Raw genomic sequence first — 20,737 nt, 5'->3', positions numbered from 1 at the left:
GCCCAAACCCCCAGGTCGGGGGCGATCGCACCGAAGGCGCGATGGGCGGGGATGGCATCAGCGTTGACAGACAAAGTTCGCAAAGCGAACTTTGTCATCCACAAGGCGAACTTCAGTTCGCCTTGTGGATCGCCCGCTTGTCCACCGCCATCGCCGCGTCGTGGATCGACTCGGACAGGGTGGGGTGGGCATGGCAGATGCGGGCGAGGTCGTCGGCGGAGCCCTTGAACTCCATGGTCAGCACGCCCTCGTGCACCAGCTCCGAGACGCCGACGCCGACCAGGTGCAGGCCGAGCACGCGATCGGTTTCCGCGTCCGCGATCACCTTCACGAAGCCGGCCGGTTCGGCCATCGCCACGGCGCGGCCGAGCGCGGCGAAGGGGAAGCTGCCGGTCTTGTACGCCACGCCCTCGGCCTTGAGCTGCTGCTCGGTCTTGCCGACCCAGGCGATTTCCGGCTCGGTGTAGATCACCCACGGAATGGTGTCGTAGTTGACGTGGCCGGGCAGGCCGGCGATCAGCTCGGCCACGGCGATGCCTTCCTCGAAGCCCTTGTGCGCCAGCATCGGGCCGCGCACGCAATCGCCCACGGCCCAGACGCCGTCGACGCCGGTGTGGCAATGCTCGTCCACCTCGATCACGCCGCGCTCGTTGAGCTTCACGCCGGTGCCCTCGGCCAGCAGGCCCTTGCTGGCGGCGCGGCGGCCGACGGCGACCAGCAGCTTGTCGACGGTGAGTGTCTTCTCGCCCTCGGCGTCGGTGTAGGTGACTTCCACCGTCTTGTTCTTGCCCTTGCCCTTGACCTCGGTCTTGCTGACCTTGGCACCCAGGCGGATGTCCAGGCCCTGCTTCTTGAACTCGCGCGCGGCGGTCTTGGCGACCTCGGCGTCGGCGGCGGCCAGGAAGTCGGGCAGGGCCTCGAGCACGGTGACCTCGCTGCCCAGGCGCTTCCACACGCTGCCCAGCTCCAGGCCGATCACGCCGGCGCCGATCACGCCCAGGCGCTTGGGGACCTCGGTGAAGTCGAGCGCCCCGACGTTGTCGACGATCGCCTCGCCGTCGAACTTGGCGAACGGCAGCTCGATCGAGTCCGAGCCGGCGGCCAGGATGACGTTGGTGCCCTTGAGCTCGACCTCGGTGCCGTCGTGCTGCTTGACCTTGACGATGTTGCCCGGCTGCAGCTGGCCGAACCCGTAATACGGAGTGACCTTGTTCGCCTTGAACAGCATCGCGATGCCGCCGGTGAACTGCTTCACGATCTTGTCCTTGCGGCCGACCATGGCGCCGATGTCGATCTTGGCGTCCTTGACGCTGATGCCGTGCTCGCCGAACAGGTGCTGCAGGTTCCAGTACTGGCGCGAGCTGTCGAGCAGCGCCTTGGAGGGGATGCAGCCCACGCGCAGGCAGGTGCCGCCCAGGGCCGGCTTGCCGTCCTTGCCGAGCGCGGCGTCGATGCAGGCGGTCTTCATGCCCAGCTGCGCGGCGCGGATGGCGGCGTGGTAGCCGGCGGGACCGGCGCCGATGACGATCACGTCGAATTGTTCGGCCATTTCGTATTCCTTGTTCAGCCCTTCTCCCGCTTGCGGGAGAAGGTGGCGCGTAGCGCCGGATGAGGGAGGCTGGGGAGAGGCGTTCGTGCCGCGGCCCTCACCCCAACCCTCTCCCGCGAGCGGGAGAGGGGCTCAAGGCATTACATGCCGAGCAGCATGCGGTGCGGGTTCTCGAGCTGGTTCTTGATGTCGACCAGGAACAGCACCGCGTCCTTGCCGTCGATGATGCGGTGGTCGTAGGACAGCGCGATGTACATCATCGGTGCGGCGACCACGGCGCCGTTCTCGACGATGGCGCGCTCCTTGATGGCGTGCATGCCCAGGATCGCCGACTGCGGCGGGTTGACGATCGGCGTGGACATCAGCGAGCCGAAGGTGCCGCCGTTGGTGATGGTGAAGGTGCCGCCCTGCAGGTCGTCCAGCGACAGCTTGCCGTCGCGTGCCTTCTTGGCGTAGTCGGCGATGGCCTTCTCGACGTCGGCGAAGCCCATGCGCTCGACGTTGCGCACCACCGGCGTCACCAGGCCCTTGTCGGTGGACACGGCGATGGAGATGTCGGCGTAGCCGTGGTAGATGATGTCGTTGCCGTCCACCGAGGCGTTGACGACCGGATGGCGCTGCAGGGCGTTGGCGGCGGCCTTGGCGAAGAAGCTCATGAAGCCGAGCTTGATGCCATTGGCCTTCTCGAACGATTCGCCGAGCTCCTTGCGCATCGCCATGACCTTGCCCAGGTTGACCTCGTTGAACGAGGTGAGCATGGCGATGGAGTTCTTGGACTGCATCAGGCGCTCGGCGATGCGGGCGCGGATGCGGGTCATCGGCACGCGCTCCTCGGGACGGGCGCCGCCGCTGACGCCGGCGGTCTTGCCGCTGGCGTAGTTGATCAGGTCTTCCTTGGTGACGGCGCCGCGACGTCCGGTGCCTTCCACCTGCGACGGGTCGATGCCTTCCTTCTCGGCGGTGAAGCGCGCGCCGGGCGGCAGCTCGTCGCTCTTGCCGCTGGTGACCGGGGCGGGGCGGCTGCTGGCCGGCGCCGCGGCCTCGGCCTTGCTCGCTTCGGCCTTGGGCTGCACCTGTTCCGCGCCGGCGGCCGGCTTGGCGGCGTCCGCCTTGGGTGCTTCGGCCTTGGCTTCGGCGGCCTTGGGCGCCTCGGCGGCGGCCGCGCCTTCCTCGATCACCGCGATGACCTGCTGGCTGGTGACGGTGGCGCCTTCCTGGAACTTGATTTCCTTCAGCACGCCGTCGACGGTGGAGGGGACTTCGAGCACGACCTTGTCGGTTTCCAGGTCGACCAGGTTCTCGTCGCGCTTGACCGCCTCGCCGACCTTCTTGTGCCAGGAGGCGATGGTGGCGTCGGAAACGGATTCGGGAAGAACCGGAACTTTGATTTCGGTGGCCATGTGCGGCGTCCTGGAAGCTTTAAAAGGGGATTACTCGGCGACCGCCGAGCCGTTGAACGGATTGACCAGCGCGTCGGCGACCAGCTTCTGCTGCTCGGCGACGTGGTCGTTGAGGTGGCCCGCGGCGGGCGAGGGCGAACGCGGCCGGCCGGCGTAGTGCAGCGCCTGCTTGTCGGCCAGGCAGAAGTTCAGGTGGTGGCGGATCTGGTACCACGCGCCCTGGTTCTGCGGCTCTTCCTGGCACCACACCACGTCCTTGGCCTTGGCGAAGCGCTTGAGCTCGGCGGCGAGCAGATCGCGCGGGAACGGATAGAGCTGTTCCACGCGCACCAGCGCGACGTCGTCCTGGCCGCGCTTGGTGGCGTCCTCGAGCAGGTCGTAGTAGACCTTGCCCGAGCACAGCACCACGCGCTTGACCTTCTTCGGGTCGGCCTTGGGGTCCGGGATCAAGTGCTGGAACTCGCCGTTGGCCAGCTCGTCCAGCGTCGAGACCGCCAGCTTGTGGCGCAGCAGCGACTTGGGCGTCATCACCACCAGCGGCTTGCGCGTGGTCATGCACAGCTGGCGGCGGATCATGTGGAAGGCCTGCGCCGGGGTGGTCGGCACGCAGACCAGCATGTTCTCCAGCGCGCACAGCTGCAGGAAGCGCTCCAGGCGCGCCGAGCTGTGCTCGGGGCCCTGGCCCTCGTAGCCGTGTGGCAGCAGCAGCGTCAGGCCGGTGATGCGGCCCCACTTGGCCTCGCCGGAGGACAGGAACTGGTCGATCACCACCTGCGCGCCGTTGGCGAAGTCGCCGAACTGCGCTTCCCAGATGTCCAGCGTGTCGGGGTCGGCGGTGGAGTAGCCGTACTCGAAGGCCATCACCGCCTCCTCGCTGAGCAGCGAGTCGATGATGGTGGCGTCCTCGGGGTCGTCGACCAGCTGCCGCAGCGGCAGGTAATAGCTGTCGGTCTTCTGGTCGTGGAGGATGGCGTGGCGATGGAAGAAGGTGCCGCGCCCGGAGTCCTGGCCGACCAGGCGCAGGCGGTGGCCGTCGGCGAGCAGGGTGGCGTAGGCGAGGTTCTCGGCGAAGCCCCAGTCGGCGCCGAGTTCCCCGGCCGCCATCTTGACGCGGTCCTCGTAGATCTTGGCCACGCGCGGATGCAGCACGACGCCACTCGGGATGGTGTTGATGATCGTGGCGAGCTCGTCGAGCTTCTTGCGCTTGACGCGGGTGTCGACCGGGTCGGTGATGCGGCCGGAGAGCAGCTTCGACCAGTCGATCGCGAACTCGTCGGGCTTGGGCGTGGCCAGCTCGGTGGTGACCTCGCCGGCGTCGAGCTTGTTGCGATAGCCGTCGACGACGGCCTGGGCCTCCTCGGCCTTGACCGTGCCGGCGTCGACCAGGCGCTGGGTGTACAGCTCGCGCGTGGTCTTGAGCTTGCGGATGATCTGGTACATCAGCGGCTGGGTGGCCGCCGGCTCGTCGGCCTCGTTGTGGCCGTGGCGGCGGTAGCAGACCAGGTCGATCACCACGTCCTTCTTGAACTGCTGGCGGAAGTCGTAGGCGAGCTCGGCGCAGAACACCACGGCCTCGGGGTCGTCGCCGTTCACGTGCAGCACCGGCGCGCCGACCATCTTGGCCACGTCGGTGCAGTACAGGGTGGAGCGGGCGTCGTCGCGGGCGCTGGTGGTGAAGCCGACCTGGTTGTTGATGACGATGTGGATGGTGCCGCCGACCGCGAAGCCGCGCGCCTGCGACATCTGGAACAGCTCCATCACCACGCCCTGGCCGGCGAAGGCGGCATCGCCGTGCAGCAGCACCGGGATCACCTGCCTGCGTTCGCCGTCGCCGCGGCGGTGCTGGCGCGAGCGGACGCTGCCGGCGACCACCGGGTCGACGATTTCCAGGTGCGAGGGATTGAAGGCCAGGGCGACGTGCACCGGGCCGCCGGGCGTGGCGACGTCGGCGGAGAAGCCCATGTGGTACTTCACGTCGCCGGTATGGGCGCGGTCGTCGGCGGCATGCTCGAACTTGCCCTCGAACTCGTCGAAGAGCTTGCGCGGGTTCTTGCCGAGCGTGTTGATCAGCACGTTGAGGCGGCCGCGGTGGGCCATGCCGATGACCATGTCGTGCACGCCGTCGGAACCGGCGCGGCGCACCATGTTGTCCAGCAGCGGAATCAGCGAGTCGCCGCCTTCCAGCGAGAAGCGCTTCTGGCCGACGTACTTGGTGTGCAGATAGCGTTCCAGGCCCTCGGCGGCGGTGAGGCGCTCGAGGATGCGGCGCTTCTCCTCGTCGCTGCGGTGGTAGTTGCCGCCGGCCGCCTCCAGGCGCTCGTACATCCAGCGGCGCTGCTCGGCGTCGGCGATGTGCATGAACTCGGCGCCGATCGAGCCGCCGTAGGTGGCGCGCAGCAGGCCGACCAGGTCGCGCAGGCGCATCCGTCCGGGGCCGCCGAAGGTGCTGGTCTCGCCGCCCGGTCCGGTGGCGAACTCGCTGTCGAGGTCGGCGTCGGTGAGCCCGTGGAATTGCAGGTCCAGGTCCGGCGCGTCCGGCTTGGCGGCCATCTTCAGCGGATCGAGGTCGGCCTGCAGATGGCCGCGCGAGCGGTAGGCGGTGATCAGCTTGAGCACCGAGCCCTGCTTGCGGGAGTTCTCGCTGTCGACCACGGCGCCGCCGCCGGCCGCGACCGGCCCCGGCTTGCGCAGGTCGCTGGCGGCCTGCGCGATGCGTTCCATGATCGCCGAGTGCGGGACGTCGCCCGCCTCGCGGCCCTTGAAACTGTCGAACCAGGATTTCCACTTCGGCCCCACGCTGTCGGGGGCGACCAGGTACTGCTCGTACAGTTCCTCGATGTAGGCGGCATTGGCGCCGAGTTGCGAGGACTGCGCAAACTGCTTCAGGAGACTGTCCACTCTGGCTTTTTTTGGCTCGATGGCGGGGTAAATGCCTGATCCTTCGGGGATTTCGACGAACCCGGGGAACGGCGCGGATAAGAAGCCGAATTATAGCCGCAGCGTATGTCGCGGTGCATCATGAGCGGCATTGCGAGGCGGCGGCGGGACAGCCCGCGTGCAGGATTCACGCCTGCTCGCCGGGATCGGGCTCGCCCGGGCCTTGCAGCCGGTAATGGCCGCCTTGCATCAGTTCGTAGATGGCGTCGCGTCCGCGTTCGGACAAGGCCGCGTAGGCGGCGCCGTCGAGCGCGTCGGCCGCGGCGATGGCCTGCGCGTCGCGTACCGGCAGGGCATAGGCTTGGCCGGCGGCGTAGAGGCGGGCGCCGCGCGCGCTGCGGCGCCAGGCCAGCCGCGTCCAGGGGTGGCGCTGCAGCAGGTAGCCCTGGCGCAGGTCCCATTCGATCTCGATGCGCGAGCGGCCCGTGTCCTGCGGCGCGGCCAGGCCGGCGCTGCGGTAGAGGGTGATGAAGCGGCCGAACCAGTCGCCGAGGCGGTCGGGGTCGTTCATGCGCAGGACGTTCAAGGCCTCGACCACCCGCCGCATGGCGTCGGCGTCGATCTCGTTGCCGTCCCCCGGCGGGACCAGGTCGGCGTCGCCGTAACGCAGCGTTTCGTCGGCGTCGGCGGCCAGGGTGTCGATGTAGTCGCCCATCAGTTCGGCCGCCGAAGGCGCGCGCATGCCGATCGAGAAGGTGAGGCAGGGGTCCTCGGCCACGCCGTGGTGGGGGACGCCGGGCGGCAGATAGAGCATGTCGCCGGGGGCGAGCACCCAGTCGTGGGTCGGGGTGAAGCGGCGCAGCAGCTTGAGGTCGACGTCGTCGCGGAATCCCAGCGGCGGATTGCGGCCGGCGTCGATCTGCCAGCGGCGATGGCCCTGTCCCTGCAGCAGGAACACGTCGTACTGGTCCACGTGGGCGCCGACCGAGCCGCCGGTGGCGGCGAAGCTGATCATGACGTCGTCGATGCGCCAGCGCGGGATGAAGTCGAAGGCGGCCAGCAGCGCGGCCACGTCGGCGTCCCACTTGTCGACGTCCTGCACCAGCAGGGTCCAGTCGCGGTCGCCGAGGCCGGGGAATTCCTCTTCCGCGAACGGGCCGTGGCGCACGCTCCAGGTGTCGCTGGCGCGGTCGTGGGCGATCAGGCGCGAGAGCGCCGCCTCCTCGCAGGCCAGGCCGGCCAGGTCCTCCGGTTCGAGCGGGGAGACGAAACCCGGGAAGGCGTTGCGGATCAGCAGCGGACGCTTCTGCCAGTAGTCGCGCAGGAACTCGCGCGGGGCCATGCCCAGCGGCGCGCGTCCGGCGGCGTCGATCTCGATGGCAGGGGAGGCGGCGGGGGAGCGTCGGGTCATGAGGGGGCGGCGCGGTTCGGTGCGCCCCCGGCATCCGGCAGCGTGCGCTGCGCGGCGAGGAGGGCATGGCGGCGTCGCGAATGATACTACCGAAGGGCGCGCCGCCCGCCCGCCACCGCTCCGTGGACGGCGCGTCCACGGAGCGGGGGTGTCGCCTCAGACGGCCGGGACCGTCACTTCATAGTCGCAGGACACGTTGTAGGCGTTGCCGATCGCCTTGACCTTGGCGCGCGAGAGGCCCAGCGCCGCCGCCGCGTTGATCACGGCCTGCGCCGCGTCCTTCTGGTTGGTGTCGCCGCCGGTCATGGTCAGGCCGGCCAGGAACGCCGTGTCCATGTCGCGGGCGCCCACGGCCTTGCGCGCCACCAGGTTGCACGAGGACCAGTACTGCCCGGCGGTGTGGCCGAAGCCGATGTCGGGATAGATGTGGGTGAGGTTCCAGTTGGTGACGCGCCCGTCCCAGAACGGGTTGTGGCCGTCCCAGTTGAACACCCAGTCGTAGGCCGCGTCGCCCGGCTGCCACTGGCCCGCCAGGTCGCGGCTGTAGCCGGCGGCGAGGTAGTCGCCCACGCCCTCGGACAGGCCCTCCACCTGCGACAGGTTGCCGTCGGTCAGCCAGTCGTGCAGGCCATGGCCGAGCTCGTGCACCACCACGTCGGCGTCCTGGGCGTCGTCCACGCCGCCCTCGCCGAAGGACAGGTCGCCGGCCAGGCGCGAATAGCGCGAGTTGTCGCCGCCGCCGAAGCCGTGCGGATCGAAGCGCACGCCGCCCTTGTACTGGTAGGGCACCACCGCGATCTTCAGCGTGTCGTTGACGTAGCGCATGTAGCTGTCGATGTGGAAGTAGGCGTTGACGGCGTCGAAGTGCACGTGGTCGCGCGCGTACTGGAAATTGCGCTGCTTCTGGTTCGGGCAGGCGTTGTCGTTGGGTTCCTCGATGTCGCGGCAGTCGGCGTAGGGGCCGGTGAGGCGGAAGGTGCGGCCGCCGGGCAGGTAGCTGATGTCGCGCAGCAGGACGGTGCGCAGCTGCGAGGTCAGCTCCGGCGTGTTGGCGTTGTCGCCGTCGGTGTAGCCCGGATCGTCATAGGCCTTGCGCGCGGAGGACAGCGGATCGGGCTGGAACACCCAGCCGCTGGCGACAGTGGGCGAGGCGTTCGCGTACAGCATGGTGTCCTCGGCGCGGACCACCTCGCCGCTGCGTTCGTCGACCAGCACCTCCCAGCTGTCGGCCTCCACGCGCCAGGCGACCAGCGTCCTGCCCTGCGGGTCGCGGTACACCACGCGCTCGGCCTTCCGGTGGCCCGGAGCCTGGGCGCCCAGGTAGGCGCGGGCGACCGCGCTCGCGCGGCTCGCGTCGAGGCCGCCGCTCTTGGCCGAGGCCACCGGCGCCAGGCCGGAGACGCTGCGGTTGCTGACGTAGAGGATGTTGCCGTTGTCCTGCACGCTGACGGCGATGTCGCTGCCGTAGACCGGCAGGCCCTGCTGGCGCTGCCGATAGCGCACCACGGAGAAGCCGGGGAAGCTGCGCACGCGCACCTGCTGAAGCCCCTCGAGCGCGTCCTCCTTCAGGCCGAGCACGTCGTGGCGCGCCACCAGGTATTCGTAGGCGGCGCTGGCGGCCGCGGCCTGGCGTTGCGCGGCGGTGGCGCCGGCCTTGGCGCCGGCGGGCGCCGAGAAGCCGGGCTGGTACAGGCTGATGGCCGAGCCGTCCTTGCGATAGCGCCCGTCCGGCTTGGCGACGCCGCGCTCGGGCGCGACCACGTTGCGGGTCAGTGCCACGGCTTGCTTGGAGAGCGCCGCGGGCTTGGCGGCATGGGCGGCGGGGGCGAACGACAGCGCGATCGCGCAGGCGAGCAGACACGGTTGCAGCACGTGCATGGCGGATTCCTCTCGTTTTTTGGATCAGGGGTGGCCAGCGACGCGGAGTCGCCGACGTTTCGAAGGCGCGCATCCACTCCGACAGGGCGATCCTTTCGCCGCCGCGGAGCCCCCTGTCGCTTCCGCCATGCGCAGATCACAAAACTCGCCGGTACCGCGATTGCGTGTCCTTCCGATCCGACTGTGCGTATGCAATCGTCCATGCCACGTGAAGCGCATGCTGCACCCGCGGCAGGGATGTGACGTTTTCAGTCAGCGCGATTTCAGTCAGCGCGATTTCAGTCGGTGCGATCGATGGACGGTTCCATCGAACGCAACGATCCCGCCTGCGTCGCGCTCAGTCCGCGATCTCGTCGTAGCCGCGGCCGAGGAATTGCAGCAGGCACCATCCGTGCCCGTACGGGTCGGCCAGCTGCACGAGGCGTCCCCAGTTGGCTTCGCGGATGTCGCCTTCCTGCCGCGCGCCCGCGCCCAAGGCGCGCGCGAGGGCGGCATCGAGGTCGTCCACGACCACGTCGCAATGCAGCGGCGTCCAGTGCCGCGCGTAATCCCGCGCGGACGCGCCGGCCCCGAGGCTGCCGGCGGGTTTGCGCAGCAGATAGATCGGGCAGTCGGCGCCGAGCAGCTCGATCACGCCGCCGCCCAGGCGCCGGGCCGGGCGCAGCCCGAAGGCCGCGACGTAGAAGGCCTGCGCCTCGGCCAGATCGGGCACGTCGATGTTGAGCAGCAGCTTCATGCCCGGGCGCCGCGCGGCCTCAGATCCCGCGCGCCAGGCGCTCGGCCAGTCCGGTATAGGTGGCCGGCGTCATCTCCAGCAGGCGCTGCCGGTCCGCCTCGGGCAAGTCCAGCCCCTCGATGAAGGCGCGCATGGAGTCGGCATTGATGCCCTGGCCGCGGGTGAGCGCCTTGAGCTGTTCATAGGGCTCGGGCAGGCCATGGCGGCGCATCACCGTCTGTACGGCCTCGGCCAGCACTTCCCAGGAGGCGTTGAGGTCGGCGGCCAGGCGCTCGGGACTGGCCGAGAGCTTGCCCAGGCCGCGCAGCAGGGCGTCGTAGCCGATCAATGCATGGCCGAAGGCGGTGCCCAGGGCGCGCAGCACCGTGGAGTCGGTGAGGTCGCGCTGCCAGCGGCTGATCGGCAGCTTGGCGGCGAAGTGCTCGAACAGCGCGCTGGCGATGCCGAAGTTGCCTTCCGCGTTCTCGAAGTCGATCGGGTTGACCTTGTGCGGCATGGTCGAGCTGCCGACTTCGCCGGCCTTCACCGCCTGCTTGAAGTAGCCGAGCGAGATGTAGCCCCAGATGTCGCGGCACAGGTCGATGCAGACCGTGTCGATGCGCTTCTGCGCGTCGGAGATCTCGGCGACGCTGTCGTGCGGCTCGATTTGGGTGGTGTAGGGATTGAAGTCCAGGTCCAGCGATTCGACGAAGCGCCGCGCGAACTGCGGCCAGTCGACGTCGGGATAGGACACGGCATGCGCGTTGTAGTTGCCGACCGCGCCGTTGATCTTGCCCGAGAGCGAGACCGCCGCCAGCTGCTCGCCCTGGCGCCGCAGCCGCGCCACCACGTTGGCCAGTTCCTTGCCCACCGTGGTCGGCGAGGCGGTCTGGCCGTGGGTGCGCGAGAGCATCGGCAGCGCTGCGTGTTCGTGGGACATGGCGCGCAGGCGCTCGATCAGCGTGTCCAGGCGCGGCAGCAGCACCTCGCGCCGGGCCTGGTTGAGCATCAGCGCGTAGGACAGGTTGTTGATGTCCTCGCTGGTGCAGGCGAAGTGCACGAACTCCAGCGCCGGCCCCAGCTCGGCGTCGTCCTTGAGCCGTTCCTTGATGAAGTACTCCACGGCCTTGACGTCGTGGTTGGTGGTGCGCTCGATCTCCTTCACGCGCGCCGCGTCGGCCGGCGCGAAGCCTTCGGCCAGCGCGCGCAGCCTGGCGGTCGCGGCCTCGGAGAAGGGCTTGAGCTCGACGATGCCGTCCTCGGCGGCCAGCGCCAGCAGCCATTCCACCTCCACGCGCACGCGCGCCCTGATCAGGCCGTACTCGGAGAAGATCGGCCGCAGCGCGTCGACCTTGCCGGCGTAGCGGCCGTCGAGCGGGGACAGGGCGAGCAGCTGGGTTTCGGTCTCGGCGGACATGGCGTGGCGATGGCGGGGCAGGCGGCAATTCTAATCGCTGAGGCGTATGTTATGGAGGATCGAATCCCCTTGCCGAGTTTTCCCATGGCGTCCCCCAAGCAGAAATCCTTTCGCACCGAACACGACAGCATGGGCGAGCTGAAAGTCCCCGCCGATGCCCTGTGGGGCGCGCAGACCCAGCGCGCGGTGGAGAATTTCCCGGTGTCCGGCCGGCCGCTGCCGCGCGGCTTCATCCGTGCGCTGGGCCTGATCAAGGCGAGCGCGGCGGCGGTGAACGGCGAGCTCGGCCTGCTGCCCAAGGCGACGGCCAAGGCGATCCGCGGCGCCGCGCTGGAGGTCGCCGAGGGCGCGCACGACGCGCATTTCCCGATCGACGTCTACCAGACCGGATCCGGCACGTCCTCGAACATGAACGCCAACGAGGTGATCGCCACGCTCGCCACCCGGGCGGGCCGCAAGGTGCACGCCAACGACCACGTCAATCTCGGGCAGAGCTCCAACGACGTGATCCCGACCGCGATCCGCGTCTCGGCGCAGCTGGCGACGGTGGAAACGCTGCTGCCCGCGCTCAAGCACCTGCGCAAGGCCATCGACGGCCGCGCCCGGCACTACGCCAAGGTGGTCAAGACCGGGCGCACGCACCTGATGGACGCGATGCCGCTGACCTTCGGCCAGGAGTTCGGTGCCTGGTCGTCGCAGTTGGTCTCGGCGCAGGCGCGCATCGAGGACGCGCTCAAGCGCCTGCGCCGCCTGCCCATCGGGGGCACCGCCATCGGCACCGGCATCAATGCCGATCCGCGCTTCGGCAAGACGATGGCCAGGACGCTCTCGGCGCTGACCGGGACGAAGTTCGAGTCGGCCGCCGACAAGTTCGAGGGACTGGCCGCGCAGGACGACGCGGTGGAACTGTCCGGCCAGCTCAACGCGCTGGCGGTGGCGCTGATGAAGATCGCCAACGACCTGCGCTGGATGAACTCCGGCCCGCTTGCCGGCCTGGGCGAGATCGAGCTGCCGGCGCTGCAGCCGGGCAGCTCGATCATGCCGGGCAAGGTCAATCCGGTGATCCCGGAGGCGACGGTGATGGTCTGCGCCCAGGTGATCGGCCACCACACCGCGATCACCGTGGCCGGGCAGACCGGGAATTTCCAGTTGAACGTCACCCTGCCGCTGATCGCGGTCAACCTGCTGGACTCGATCTCGCTGCTGGCGGCGGTGTCGAACCTGCTCGCCGACCGCGCCATCGCCGGGCTGAAGCTGCGCAAGGACAACATCGAGGCCGCGCTCGGCCGCAATCCGATCCTGGTGACCGCGCTCAACCCGATCATCGGCTACGAGAAGGCCGCCGCGATCGCCAAGCGTGCCTACAAGGAGAACCGCGCGGTGTTCGAGGTGGCGCTGGAGGACAGCGGCCTGTCCGCGGCGCAGCTGAAGAAGCTGCTCGACCCGGCGGCGCTCACCCGCGGCGGCATCCATGCCGGCGGCGGGGGCGGGGGATGAGCGCGGCGGCGCTCAGGTCTCGTTCTTGCAGTCGGTGATGTCGGTGAGGGACATCGTCGCGTAGGGCTTGAACTCGGGCAGGGCGGCGGCCAGCTGCTCCTGCGCCTTGAGCAGCGCGGGCAGCGCGTCGCACAGCTTCAGCGCCTGGGCCTTGATCTTCTCGGCCTGCGGCGCGATGCGCGCCTCGATGTCCTGGGTGTTGCCGGAGAACACGCCCTTGAGCGCTTCGCCGGCGGCCTGCAGGCCGAGGTCGGCGCCCTGCAGGCCGATCTCGGCGCCGCGGCTGGCCACGCCCTGCAGTTGGCGGCGGTATTCCTGCAGCAGGGCATGCTGCTGCGCGTTGACCTCGATCCTGCGGCCGGCGATCAGCAGGTCGCCCTCGGGCGTGATCTGCGCCTTGGCGACGTTGCCGTTGCCGTCGAGATCGAGGTTCTGCGTCGCCAGCTCGGTGCGGACCTTGGCGATCTCGCTCTTGGCCTCGTTCATGCCTTTCCTGGCCTCGTCGATGCCGGCCTTGGCCTCGTCGATGGCCTGCTTGACCACGGTGCCGTTGCCGTTGTTCGGCGCCGGCCCGCAGGCGGCCAGCGCGAGCGCGGCGGCCAGGGGGAGAAGCTTGAGCAGGAAGGTTGCGGCGTTCATGGTGGGATCCCCGTGGGTGGTCGTGTCTGTCGTCGGCCTCGATCGGCCTCCATTGCCTTCAATCGGCCAGTTCGCGCCGCCGCCGCAGCTGCACGGCGCCGTAGATCATGAGCGCGCCGGCGATCGCGCCCAGCCACAGCTGCGGCGTGAGCAGGGTCGCGTACAGCGAACGCAGGCTCGAGACGGAGGCCATCACCCGGTTGCTGTCGGCGAAATCGAGCGACCTGACGGTGTCGATCCACGATCCGGGGACGATGCTGGTCAGGGCGCGGCGGACGATGTTGTTCCAGAACCAGCCGCTGTCGATGTGGAGCACGTCGAGGCTGCCGAAGATGGCGCTGACGAACGTCACGGCGATGCCGGCGAACAGCGGCAGCATGATCGCCCACAGCCCGGGCTTGCCGCGGGCCCATGCCGAGCACAGCATCAGCCAGCCGACGGTGGGCAGGGCCCACAAGGCGTAGATCGGAATCGCGGCGAGGATGTGCGCGATGACCGAGAACGGATTGCCGGTCGCCCAGACGAACGTGAAGGGGTTGCCGCCGTGGAACAGCACGAGCGCGCTCATCAGCAGCAGGAAGCCGAGCATCGTCGCGATGCCGGCCAGCGCGGCCAGCGTCGGGATGACCAGCGCCGCGCTCACCGCCTTGGACAGCACGGTCTGGCCATCGGAGATCGGCAGCGACTTCCAGAACAGGACACTGCGATCCTTGCGCTCGTCGTAGAGCGAGTTCAGGCAGTACAGGAAGACCACCACCGTCATGGCGATGAACGACCAGGCGGTCGACAGGTAGAGGATCGCCTCGATCGCATCGCCCAGCTTCCGCAGCTCCACCGCGCTGAGATTGAGGCTGTCGAGGTTGTAGATCGCATCGTTTAGCCGCATCGAGCGGTCGCCGATGTCGATGATCTTGTCGGAACTGCCGCGCAGCACCGCCTCGCCGAAGATCGTCGCCAGCAGGGTCAGCAGGAGCGAGACGCCGCCGGCGACCAGCGGCACCCACAGGAACCCTCCCTTGTGCTCCCAGAACTCGCGCCTGAGCAGCAGCAGGAACTGCCGCGAGCGCGGTATCGGCATCGGCATCGGCGTCCGCAACGCCAGCGGAGCGTCGTCGGAGATGGCGTTCATGCGTAGGTTCCTTTCATGGTGGCCACGAACAGGTCGGCGAGGCCCGGCGGGCGGCTTTCGCCGAGACCGGCGACCTCCGCGCGGGAGGGAGCGTCGGCGCGCTGCAGGTCGAACAGCGCCACGGTTTTCCCGAAGGGCAGGGCGCGCTCGTCCAGCGGCCTGAGCGCGCGCGCGGCCTCCACCCGGTCGGCGTTCACCAGCACCTCGACGAAGCGCTCGCCGACCTGCTCCATCTCCGCGTCGAGCACGATCCTGCCGTCGCGGATGAACATCACGTCGGTGAGGATGTGCTCCACCTCCTCGACCTGGTGGGTGGTGATGATGATGGTCTTCTGCTCGTCGAAGTAGTCCTCCAGCAGGCGCTGGTAGAACTGCTTGCGGTAGAGCACGTCCAGGCCCAGGGTGGGCTCGTCGAGCACCAGCAGCCGCGCGTCGATGGCCATCACCAGCGCCAGGTGCAGCTGCACGATCATGCCCTTGGACAGCTCGCGCACGCGCTGGCGCTTGTCGAGCTTGGTGTTGGCGAGGAAGCGCTCGCATTTCGCGCGGTCGAAGCGCGGATGCACGCCGGCGACGAAGTCGATGGCCTGGCCGACGCGGATCCAGCGCGGCAGCACCGCCACGTCGGCGATGAAGCAGACATCGTTCATCAGCTCGTCGCGCTGCGTGCGCGGATCCCGGCCCAGCACCTTCAGCTCGCCCTCGAACGGGGTCAGGCCGAGGATCGCCTTCAGCGCCGTGGTCTTGCCCGCGCCGTTGGGGCCGATCAGGCCGACGATCCGGCCGGGCGCGATCTCGAACGCGGTGCCGTCCAGCGCCACCGTGGCCTTGTAGGCCTTGCGCAGCCCGTGCGCGCTGATCACCGGGGCCTCGTTGTCATAGGAAGCGGGCGCGCTCATTTGCCTTCTCCCCTTGCCGGCGCCGCGGGACCGAGCAGGTCCTCGGTGGACAGGCCCAGGCGCTGGATGCGCTCCATGACCAGCGGCCATTCCTCCTTGAGGAAGCGCTCGCGCTCGTTGGAGAGCAGCTTCCTGGACGCCTCTTCGGTCACGTACATGCCGAGCCCTCTGCGTTTTTCGACCAGCGCCTCGTCCGCCAACTCCTGGTAGGCGCGCGAGACGGTGATGGGGTTGAGTTGGTATTCGGCGGCCACCTGCCGGACCGAAGGCAGGGCGTCGCCCGGTTTGAGCACCCCGTCGAGCATCATCGCCACCACGCGTTCCTTGAGCTGGCGATAGATGGGGGCGCCATCGTTCCATTGGATTCCCGTCATCGATCAGCTCCCGCTACGACGCAGTCCGCGTGCGAAGGAAAAGTAGGGCACGGTGAAGGCGTTGCGCAGCCGGTGCGACTTGCGCACGCTGCGCTTGGCCTCGCTTTCGCGCTCGGCCTCGACCTCGGCCGTGCGCAGGCCGTCGAGGGCGGCGTCGGCGGAGACCTGGGCGGCCAGCACCAGGGCGGCGGCGACGATCCCGTCGACGGCAGTCTGGGTGCCCGCCAGCTTCGCCTCGAAGGCCTGCGTCTGCGCCTCGGCCTTGGCCGCCAGCACCTCGGCGCGGGCCTGGACGACGGCCGCGCGGGCCTGGGCGGCGATCATCCGGGCCTCCGCCGCCATGTCCTGCGCGACCTGCGCTTCGGGGATGTCGGCCAGGGCCGGGGCGGGCGGCGTCGCGGCGGGGCCGCGGGCCAGCAGGACGCCGGCCAGGAGCAGTCCGGGGGCGGAGAGGGCCAGCAGGGAGTTATGCAGTTTGCGGTGCATGGCGGGCGTCCTTCCTGGGTGATCGGTGTTGTATTCAACTATAACACCAAAACACGACGCGTCAACCGGATTTCATGCCGATCCGGACCAACTAAAGTCATACTCCTCCCGGTATCGGACGGTCGAGAAAGGTCATTTCAATGAAATCAACGACTTGCGTTGCCGCTGCGCTGCTGTTCCTGTCGGGAGCGGCGATCGCCGCCGGTGGCCTGCTGGACCGCAGCTACCGCCCCCTGGCGGGCAAGCAGGAGGTGAACCTGGCGCGCACCTACGGCGGCGACGTGCTGCTGGTGGTCAACACGGCGAGCAAGTGCGGATTCACGCCGCAATTCGAGGCGCTGGAAGGCCTGCACGCCAAGTACAGGGCGCAGGGCTTCGCCGTGCTCGGCTTTCCCTCCGGCGACTTCAAGGCGCAGGAATTCGAGGACGAGAAGCAGATCCAGGAGTTCTGCACGCTCACCTACGGGGTGAAATTCCCGATGTTCCAGAAGGTGCACGTGGTCGGCGCCGAGGCGACGCCGCTGTACAAGGACCTGCAGGCGGCCACCGGCGAGGCGCCGAAGTGGAATTTCCACAAGTACGTGATCGGCCGCGACGGCAAGGTGGTGGCCAATTTCGGCAGCAAGGTCAAGCCCGACGCGCCGGAGGTGGTGGCGGCGATCGAGCAGGCCCTGCGCGCGCCGCGGCCGGCCCGATGAAATTCTCCGAATGCCGTTGCGGGCGCCGCCCTTGGTGGGCGCGGGGCGGCCATCCCCGGCGGGGCGGCGAACGCCTCGCGGGCGCTTGCTAAACGCCGTCGCCTCGCCCGTTTGCCCCTGCGCGGCGCGCCCGCGACAATAGCCGGCTCCGCCGCCCGGCGGACGCGTCGGCCGGAACGCATCGGCCCGCGCGCGATCCAAACGCAATCCCTCGCATGGAGAGTTTCTAGGATGAAGTCTTTACTGCGCGGCGTCGCCGCGCTGATGGCGGCCGCGGCCGCGATGTCCGCCCTGGCGCAGGACAAGACCGCGCTGGTCAGCGAACGCGACAAGGTCAGCTACACGATCGGCATGGACGTGGCGCGTTCGTTCCAGCCGGCGGCGCAGGACATCGACCTGGCGGCGCTGGAGCGCTCGATCCGCAACAGCCTGGACGGCGGCAAGCCGCTGCTCGAGGAGAACGACGCCATGGCCGTGGGCAAGGCGCTGATGATGCGCATCGCCGCGCGCAGCGGCCAGCCGCTGCCCGGCGTCGCCCCCGGCACGCCGCCGCCCGAGCTGGCCAAGGACAAGGCCGGCCTGTTCCTGGGCATCGAGGTCGGCCGCTCGCTGCAGCCGCTGAAGGAGCAGATCGATCTGCCGACGCTGATGCAGGCGGTGCGCACGCGCTTCGCCGACGGCGCCTCGCTGCTCTCAGACGCCGACATGGACACGGTGCGCAAGTCGCTGTCCGAACGCCTGCAGGCCGAGAACGCCAAGGCCGGCGAAAGGAACGCCGCCGCGGGCCGCGACTTCCTCGCCAGGAACAAGGCCGTCAAGGGCGTGTTCACCACGCCCTCGGGCCTGCAGTACATGGTGCTGCGCCAGGGATCGGGCAAGCGGCCGCTGCCCAGCGACCGCGTGCGCGTCAACTACGAGGGCACGCTGCTCGACGGCACCGTCTTCGACAGCTCCTACAAGCGCGGCGAGCCGGCCGAGTTCGGCCTGACCCAGGTGATCGCCGGCTGGACCGAGGGCGTGGCGATGATGCCGGTCGGCGCCAAGTACCGGTTCTGGATCCCCGGCAACCTGGCCTACGGCGAGAAGGGCGGCCCCGGCATCGCCGCGAACTCCACCCTGGTCTTCGATGTCGAACTGCTGGACATCCTCTGACACCCTTCACCCGGGGGCCCCGCGGCCGCCGGTCTCCTTCGTCTACCTACCCAGGAGTTACCCAACAATGACCCCGCACTTCCGCTTTGCCGCCGCCGGCGCGCTCGCCGCCTCGCTCGTGTTCGGTTTCGCCGCCTGCAAGAAGATCGAGGACGGCGCCAAGCCCGGGGAGAAGAAAGAGGGCGACACGACCCAGGCCAAGACCGGCGACAGCGACATCGCCAAGAGCAGCGGCCTGAAGACGACCAAGGAGCAGGCCAGCTACATGATCGGCATGGAGATGGGCAAGTCGCTGCAGCAGATCAAGGACGAGATCGACTTCAACACCCTCACCAAGGCGCTCAAGACCAGCATCGAGGGCGGCAAGCCGCTGCTCACCGACGCGCAGGCGCAGCAGATCGCCCAGACCTTCGGCCAGGAGATGCAGGCCAAGCAGCTGGCCAAGATGGAAGAGCAGAAGAAGACCAATGCCGCCGAGGGCAGCAAGTTCCTCGCCGAGAACGGCAAGAAGCAGGGCGTGCAGACCACCGCTTCGGGCCTGCAGTACCAGGTGCTGACCGAGGGCAAGGGGCCCAAGCCGACCGCGGCCGACACGGTGCGCGTGCACTACAAGGGCGAGCTGCTCGACGGCAAGGTGTTCGACAGCTCCTACGATCGCGGCGAGCCCGCCATCTTCCCGCTCAACCAGGTCGCGCCGGGCTGGGCCGAGGGCGTGCAGCTGATGCCGGTGGGCAGCAAGTACAAGCTGTGGATCCCGAGCAAGCTGGGCTACGGCGAGCAGGGCACCCCGGGCGGCCCGATCCCGCCCAACGCCACGCTGGTGTTCGAGGTCGAACTGCTCGAGATCATGAAGCCGGGCGCCACGCCCGCGCCCGCCCCCGCGGCGAAGAAGTGATCGCCGGGTCCCGGCCATCTAGACGGAGCGCTTGAATGCGGGTAGCGATTTTTGGAACCGGTTATGTCGGCCTTGTCACGGGAACGTGCCTGGCCGAGGTCGGGCACGACGTGGTCTGCGTGGACATCGACCAGGGCAAGGTCGACGGGCTCAACAACGGCGTGATCCCGATCTACGAGCCGGGGCTGGAGCCGATGGTGAAGGCCAACCACGCGGCGGGACGGCTGCGCTTCACCACCGATGCGGCGCAGGCCGTCGCGCACGGCGACGTCATCTTCATCGCGGTCGGCACGCCGCCGGACGAGGACGGCAGCGCCGACCTGCAGTACGTGCTGGCGGTGGCGCGCACGGTCGGCGAGCACCTCGACCGGCCGGCCGTGGTCGTCGACAAGTCGACGGTGCCGGTGGGCACCGCCGACAAGGTGCGCGCGACCATCGCCCAGGCGCTGGCCGCGCGCGGCGTCGAGATCGCCTTCGACGTGGTGTCCAATCCGGAATTCCTGAAGGAGGGCGCGGCGGTCGAGGACTGCATGCGCCCGGACCGCATCGTGATCGGTTCCGACAGCCCGCGCGCGGTGGAGCGGCTGCGCCGGCTGTACGCGCCGTTCAACCGCAACCACGACCGCCTGGTGGTGATGGACGTGCGTTCGGCCGAGCTGACCAAGTACGCGGCCAACGCGATGCTGGCGACCAAGATCAGTTTCATGAACGAGATCGCCAACATCGCCGAGAAGGTCGGGGCCGACGTCGAGGCGGTGCGCCAGGGCATCGGTTCCGATCCGCGCATCGGCTGGCATTTCATCTATCCGGGCGCCGGCTACGGCGGTTCGTGCTTCCCCAAGGACGTGCAGGCCCTGGCCCGCACCGCGCAGCAGCACGGCCACGCGCCGACGCTGCTCAACGCGGTCGAGGCGGTGAACGACCGCCAGAAGGGCCACCTGTTCGAGCTGATGGCGCGCCATTACGGCGGCGAGGCAGGGCTGCGCGGCAAGACCGTGGCGGTGTGGGGCCTGTCGTTCAAGCCCAACACCGACGACATGCGCGAGGCGTCCAGCCGCCGTCTGCTGCAGCAGCTCTGGGACGCCGGCGCGAAGGCGCAGGCCTACGATCCCGAGGCGATGGCCGAAACGCGGCGCATCTACGGCGAGCGCGACGACCTGCGCCTGTGCGACAGCGCCGAGGAAGCGCTGCGCGAGGCCGACGCGCTGGTGGTGGTCACCGAGTGGAAGCAGTTCCGCAGCCCGGATTTCGCCAGGCTGAAGGCGCGGCTGCGCGACGCGGCGATCTTCGACGGACGCAACCTGTACGAACCGGCCGAGGTCGAGGCCGCGGGGCTCGCGTACTACGGCATCGGACGCGGGCGTTCGCTGCAGGCGTCCTGACGCGATGCCGGAAGACCTCGAACAGCGCCTGGTGGAACTGGAAACGCGGCTCGCCTTCCAGGAGCACACGCTGACCGCGCTGAGCGACGAGCTGGCGGCCACGCGCCTGGAGCTCGCGCGGCAGACCGACCTGCTGCGGCGCGCGCTCGAGGAGCTGAAGCTGTCGCGCGGACTGCCGCTGGGCGATCCGGCCGACGAACCGCCGCCGCCGCATTACTGAAACGGTATCGGGCGCGGCGGTCCGCCGCGGCCCGGCCTGCAGTTGAGGCAGAATGGGCCCGCCGACGGCGGATCGGGAAACGCCGTTTCCGCATCCGCCTCCCGATTCCCTGTCCAGAT

General features: G+C 69.1%; 18 protein-coding genes. 6 read left to right on the top strand and 12 right to left on the bottom strand.

The window, feature by feature from the left end:
• Positions 1-112: 112 nt before the first annotated feature.
• The 7 genes from lpdA to purB form a co-directional block, all read right to left on the bottom strand.
• Positions 113-1,549 (bottom strand): dihydrolipoyl dehydrogenase, encoded by a 1,437-nt coding sequence (gene lpdA, locus MD221_RS03080; protein WP_242107740.1) that lies wholly within the window; start codon positions 1,547-1,549, stop codon positions 113-115.
• A 140-nt stretch (positions 1,550-1,689) separates the two neighbouring features.
• Complete coding sequence (gene sucB / locus MD221_RS03075) at positions 1,690-2,949, bottom strand: dihydrolipoyllysine-residue succinyltransferase (RefSeq protein ID WP_242107739.1); 1,260 nt, start codon at positions 2,947-2,949, stop codon at positions 1,690-1,692.
• Between the two features lie 30 nt (positions 2,950-2,979).
• A complete protein-coding gene (locus tag MD221_RS03070; protein ID WP_242107738.1) occupies positions 2,980-5,847 on the bottom strand; it encodes a 2-oxoglutarate dehydrogenase E1 component in 2,868 nt (955 codons plus the stop codon).
• 166 nt (positions 5,848-6,013) lie between these two features.
• Positions 6,014-7,237, bottom strand: a complete 1,224-nt coding sequence (locus tag MD221_RS03065) for a cupin domain-containing protein (protein ID WP_242107737.1) — start codon at positions 7,235-7,237, stop codon at positions 6,014-6,016.
• A 156-nt stretch (positions 7,238-7,393) separates the two neighbouring features.
• The gene (locus MD221_RS03060) at positions 7,394-9,115 is read right to left on the bottom strand and encodes a hypothetical protein (protein WP_242107736.1); all 1,722 of its coding nucleotides are present in this window, start codon (positions 9,113-9,115) and stop codon (positions 7,394-7,396) included.
• Between the two features lie 337 nt (positions 9,116-9,452).
• A complete protein-coding gene (locus tag MD221_RS03055) occupies positions 9,453-9,851 on the bottom strand; it encodes a VOC family protein (RefSeq protein WP_242107735.1) in 399 nt (132 codons plus the stop codon).
• A 19-nt stretch (positions 9,852-9,870) separates the two neighbouring features.
• Entirely contained in the window at positions 9,871-11,247 is a 1,377-nt protein-coding gene (gene purB, locus MD221_RS03050; protein ID WP_242107733.1) for an adenylosuccinate lyase, read from the bottom strand.
• A gap of 84 nt (positions 11,248-11,331) precedes the next feature.
• On the opposite strand from purB, the gene MD221_RS03045 reads away from it, so the two are divergent.
• Positions 11,332-12,744 carry a class II fumarate hydratase gene (locus tag MD221_RS03045; protein WP_242107731.1) on the top strand — a complete coding sequence of 471 codons (1,413 nt, stop codon included), beginning with the start codon at positions 11,332-11,334 and terminating at the stop codon, positions 12,742-12,744.
• Positions 12,745-12,756: 12 nt separating this feature from the next.
• Here the strand turns inward: MD221_RS03045 and MD221_RS03040 are convergent, their stop codons facing one another.
• The 5 genes from MD221_RS03040 to MD221_RS03020 are packed head-to-tail and all read right to left on the bottom strand — an operon-like array spanning position 12,757 to position 16,271.
• Positions 12,757-13,383: a YggN family protein gene (locus MD221_RS03040; RefSeq protein WP_242107729.1), complete on the bottom strand. Its 627-nt coding sequence runs from the start codon at positions 13,381-13,383 to the stop codon at positions 12,757-12,759.
• Between the two features lie 58 nt (positions 13,384-13,441).
• Complete coding sequence (locus MD221_RS03035; RefSeq protein WP_242107727.1) at positions 13,442-14,512, bottom strand: hypothetical protein; 1,071 nt, start codon at positions 14,510-14,512, stop codon at positions 13,442-13,444.
• On the bottom strand, positions 14,509-15,411 hold the full coding sequence (locus MD221_RS03030; RefSeq protein WP_242107726.1) for an ABC transporter ATP-binding protein: 903 nt from the start codon (positions 15,409-15,411) through the stop codon (positions 14,509-14,511). The genes MD221_RS03035 and MD221_RS03030 overlap by 4 nt, the downstream gene beginning before the upstream one ends.
• Entirely contained in the window at positions 15,408-15,785 is a 378-nt protein-coding gene (locus tag MD221_RS03025; RefSeq protein ID WP_242107725.1) for a GntR family transcriptional regulator, read from the bottom strand. The genes MD221_RS03030 and MD221_RS03025 overlap by 4 nt, the downstream gene beginning before the upstream one ends.
• Before the next feature lie 3 nt (positions 15,786-15,788).
• Positions 15,789-16,271 carry a hypothetical protein gene (locus MD221_RS03020; protein WP_242107724.1) on the bottom strand — a complete coding sequence of 161 codons (483 nt, stop codon included), beginning with the start codon at positions 16,269-16,271 and terminating at the stop codon, positions 15,789-15,791.
• A 140-nt stretch (positions 16,272-16,411) separates the two neighbouring features.
• Between MD221_RS03020 and MD221_RS03015 the strand changes: the two genes are divergently transcribed.
• From MD221_RS03015 to MD221_RS02995, 5 genes are all read left to right on the top strand, one after another.
• A complete protein-coding gene (locus MD221_RS03015; protein ID WP_242107723.1) occupies positions 16,412-16,969 on the top strand; it encodes a glutathione peroxidase in 558 nt (185 codons plus the stop codon).
• 231 nt (positions 16,970-17,200) lie between these two features.
• Entirely contained in the window at positions 17,201-18,121 is a 921-nt protein-coding gene (locus MD221_RS03010; RefSeq protein ID WP_242107722.1) for an FKBP-type peptidyl-prolyl cis-trans isomerase, read from the top strand.
• A gap of 67 nt (positions 18,122-18,188) precedes the next feature.
• Positions 18,189-19,016, top strand: coding sequence for a BamJ family beta-barrel-assembly machinery protein (gene bamJ, locus MD221_RS03005; RefSeq protein WP_242107721.1), 828 nt, complete (start codon positions 18,189-18,191; stop codon positions 19,014-19,016).
• A gap of 35 nt (positions 19,017-19,051) precedes the next feature.
• Positions 19,052-20,398 (top strand): UDP-glucose dehydrogenase family protein, encoded by a 1,347-nt coding sequence (locus tag MD221_RS03000; RefSeq protein WP_242107719.1) that lies wholly within the window; start codon positions 19,052-19,054, stop codon positions 20,396-20,398.
• A 4-nt stretch (positions 20,399-20,402) separates the two neighbouring features.
• Complete coding sequence (locus tag MD221_RS02995; protein WP_242107717.1) at positions 20,403-20,618, top strand: SlyX family protein; 216 nt, start codon at positions 20,403-20,405, stop codon at positions 20,616-20,618.
• Positions 20,619-20,737 lie beyond the last annotated feature (119 nt).

The sequence above is a fragment of the Luteimonas aquatica genome, assembly GCF_022662575.1.
In the GTDB taxonomy this organism is placed as follows: Bacteria; Pseudomonadota; Gammaproteobacteria; order Xanthomonadales; family Xanthomonadaceae; genus Luteimonas; species Luteimonas aquatica.
Note: the sequence above shows the minus strand (reverse complement) of the source record. Positions and strands in the feature narration are given on the sequence as shown.

Bases quoted from the DNA above. Each gene is read 5' to 3' on its own strand.
- MD221_RS03020 (WP_242107724.1), bottom strand. From the start codon at position 16,271: ATGCACCGCAAACTGCATAACTCCCTGCTGGCCCTCTCCGCCCCCGGA.
- purB (WP_242107733.1), bottom strand. From the start codon at position 11,247: ATGTCCGCCGAGACCGAAACCCAGCTGCTCGCCCTGTCCCCGCTCGAC.
- MD221_RS03010 (WP_242107722.1), top strand. From the start codon at position 17,201: ATGAAGTCTTTACTGCGCGGCGTCGCCGCGCTGATGGCGGCCGCGGCC.
- lpdA (WP_242107740.1), bottom strand. From the start codon at position 1,549: ATGGCCGAACAATTCGACGTGATCGTCATCGGCGCCGGTCCCGCCGGC.
- MD221_RS02995 (WP_242107717.1), top strand. From the start codon at position 20,403: ATGCCGGAAGACCTCGAACAGCGCCTGGTGGAACTGGAAACGCGGCTC.
- MD221_RS03015 (WP_242107723.1), top strand. From the start codon at position 16,412: ATGAAATCAACGACTTGCGTTGCCGCTGCGCTGCTGTTCCTGTCGGGA.
- MD221_RS03065 (WP_242107737.1), bottom strand. From the start codon at position 7,237: ATGACCCGACGCTCCCCCGCCGCCTCCCCTGCCATCGAGATCGACGCC.
- MD221_RS03035 (WP_242107727.1), bottom strand. From the start codon at position 14,512: ATGAACGCCATCTCCGACGACGCTCCGCTGGCGTTGCGGACGCCGATG.
- sucB (WP_242107739.1), bottom strand. From the start codon at position 2,949: ATGGCCACCGAAATCAAAGTTCCGGTTCTTCCCGAATCCGTTTCCGAC.
- MD221_RS03060 (WP_242107736.1), bottom strand. From the start codon at position 9,115: ATGCACGTGCTGCAACCGTGTCTGCTCGCCTGCGCGATCGCGCTGTCG.
- MD221_RS03000 (WP_242107719.1), top strand. From the start codon at position 19,052: ATGCGGGTAGCGATTTTTGGAACCGGTTATGTCGGCCTTGTCACGGGA.
- MD221_RS03045 (WP_242107731.1), top strand. From the start codon at position 11,332: ATGGCGTCCCCCAAGCAGAAATCCTTTCGCACCGAACACGACAGCATG.
- MD221_RS03030 (WP_242107726.1), bottom strand. From the start codon at position 15,411: ATGAGCGCGCCCGCTTCCTATGACAACGAGGCCCCGGTGATCAGCGCG.
- MD221_RS03040 (WP_242107729.1), bottom strand. From the start codon at position 13,383: ATGAACGCCGCAACCTTCCTGCTCAAGCTTCTCCCCCTGGCCGCCGCG.
- MD221_RS03055 (WP_242107735.1), bottom strand. From the start codon at position 9,851: ATGAAGCTGCTGCTCAACATCGACGTGCCCGATCTGGCCGAGGCGCAG.
- MD221_RS03025 (WP_242107725.1), bottom strand. From the start codon at position 15,785: ATGACGGGAATCCAATGGAACGATGGCGCCCCCATCTATCGCCAGCTC.
- bamJ (WP_242107721.1), top strand. From the start codon at position 18,189: ATGACCCCGCACTTCCGCTTTGCCGCCGCCGGCGCGCTCGCCGCCTCG.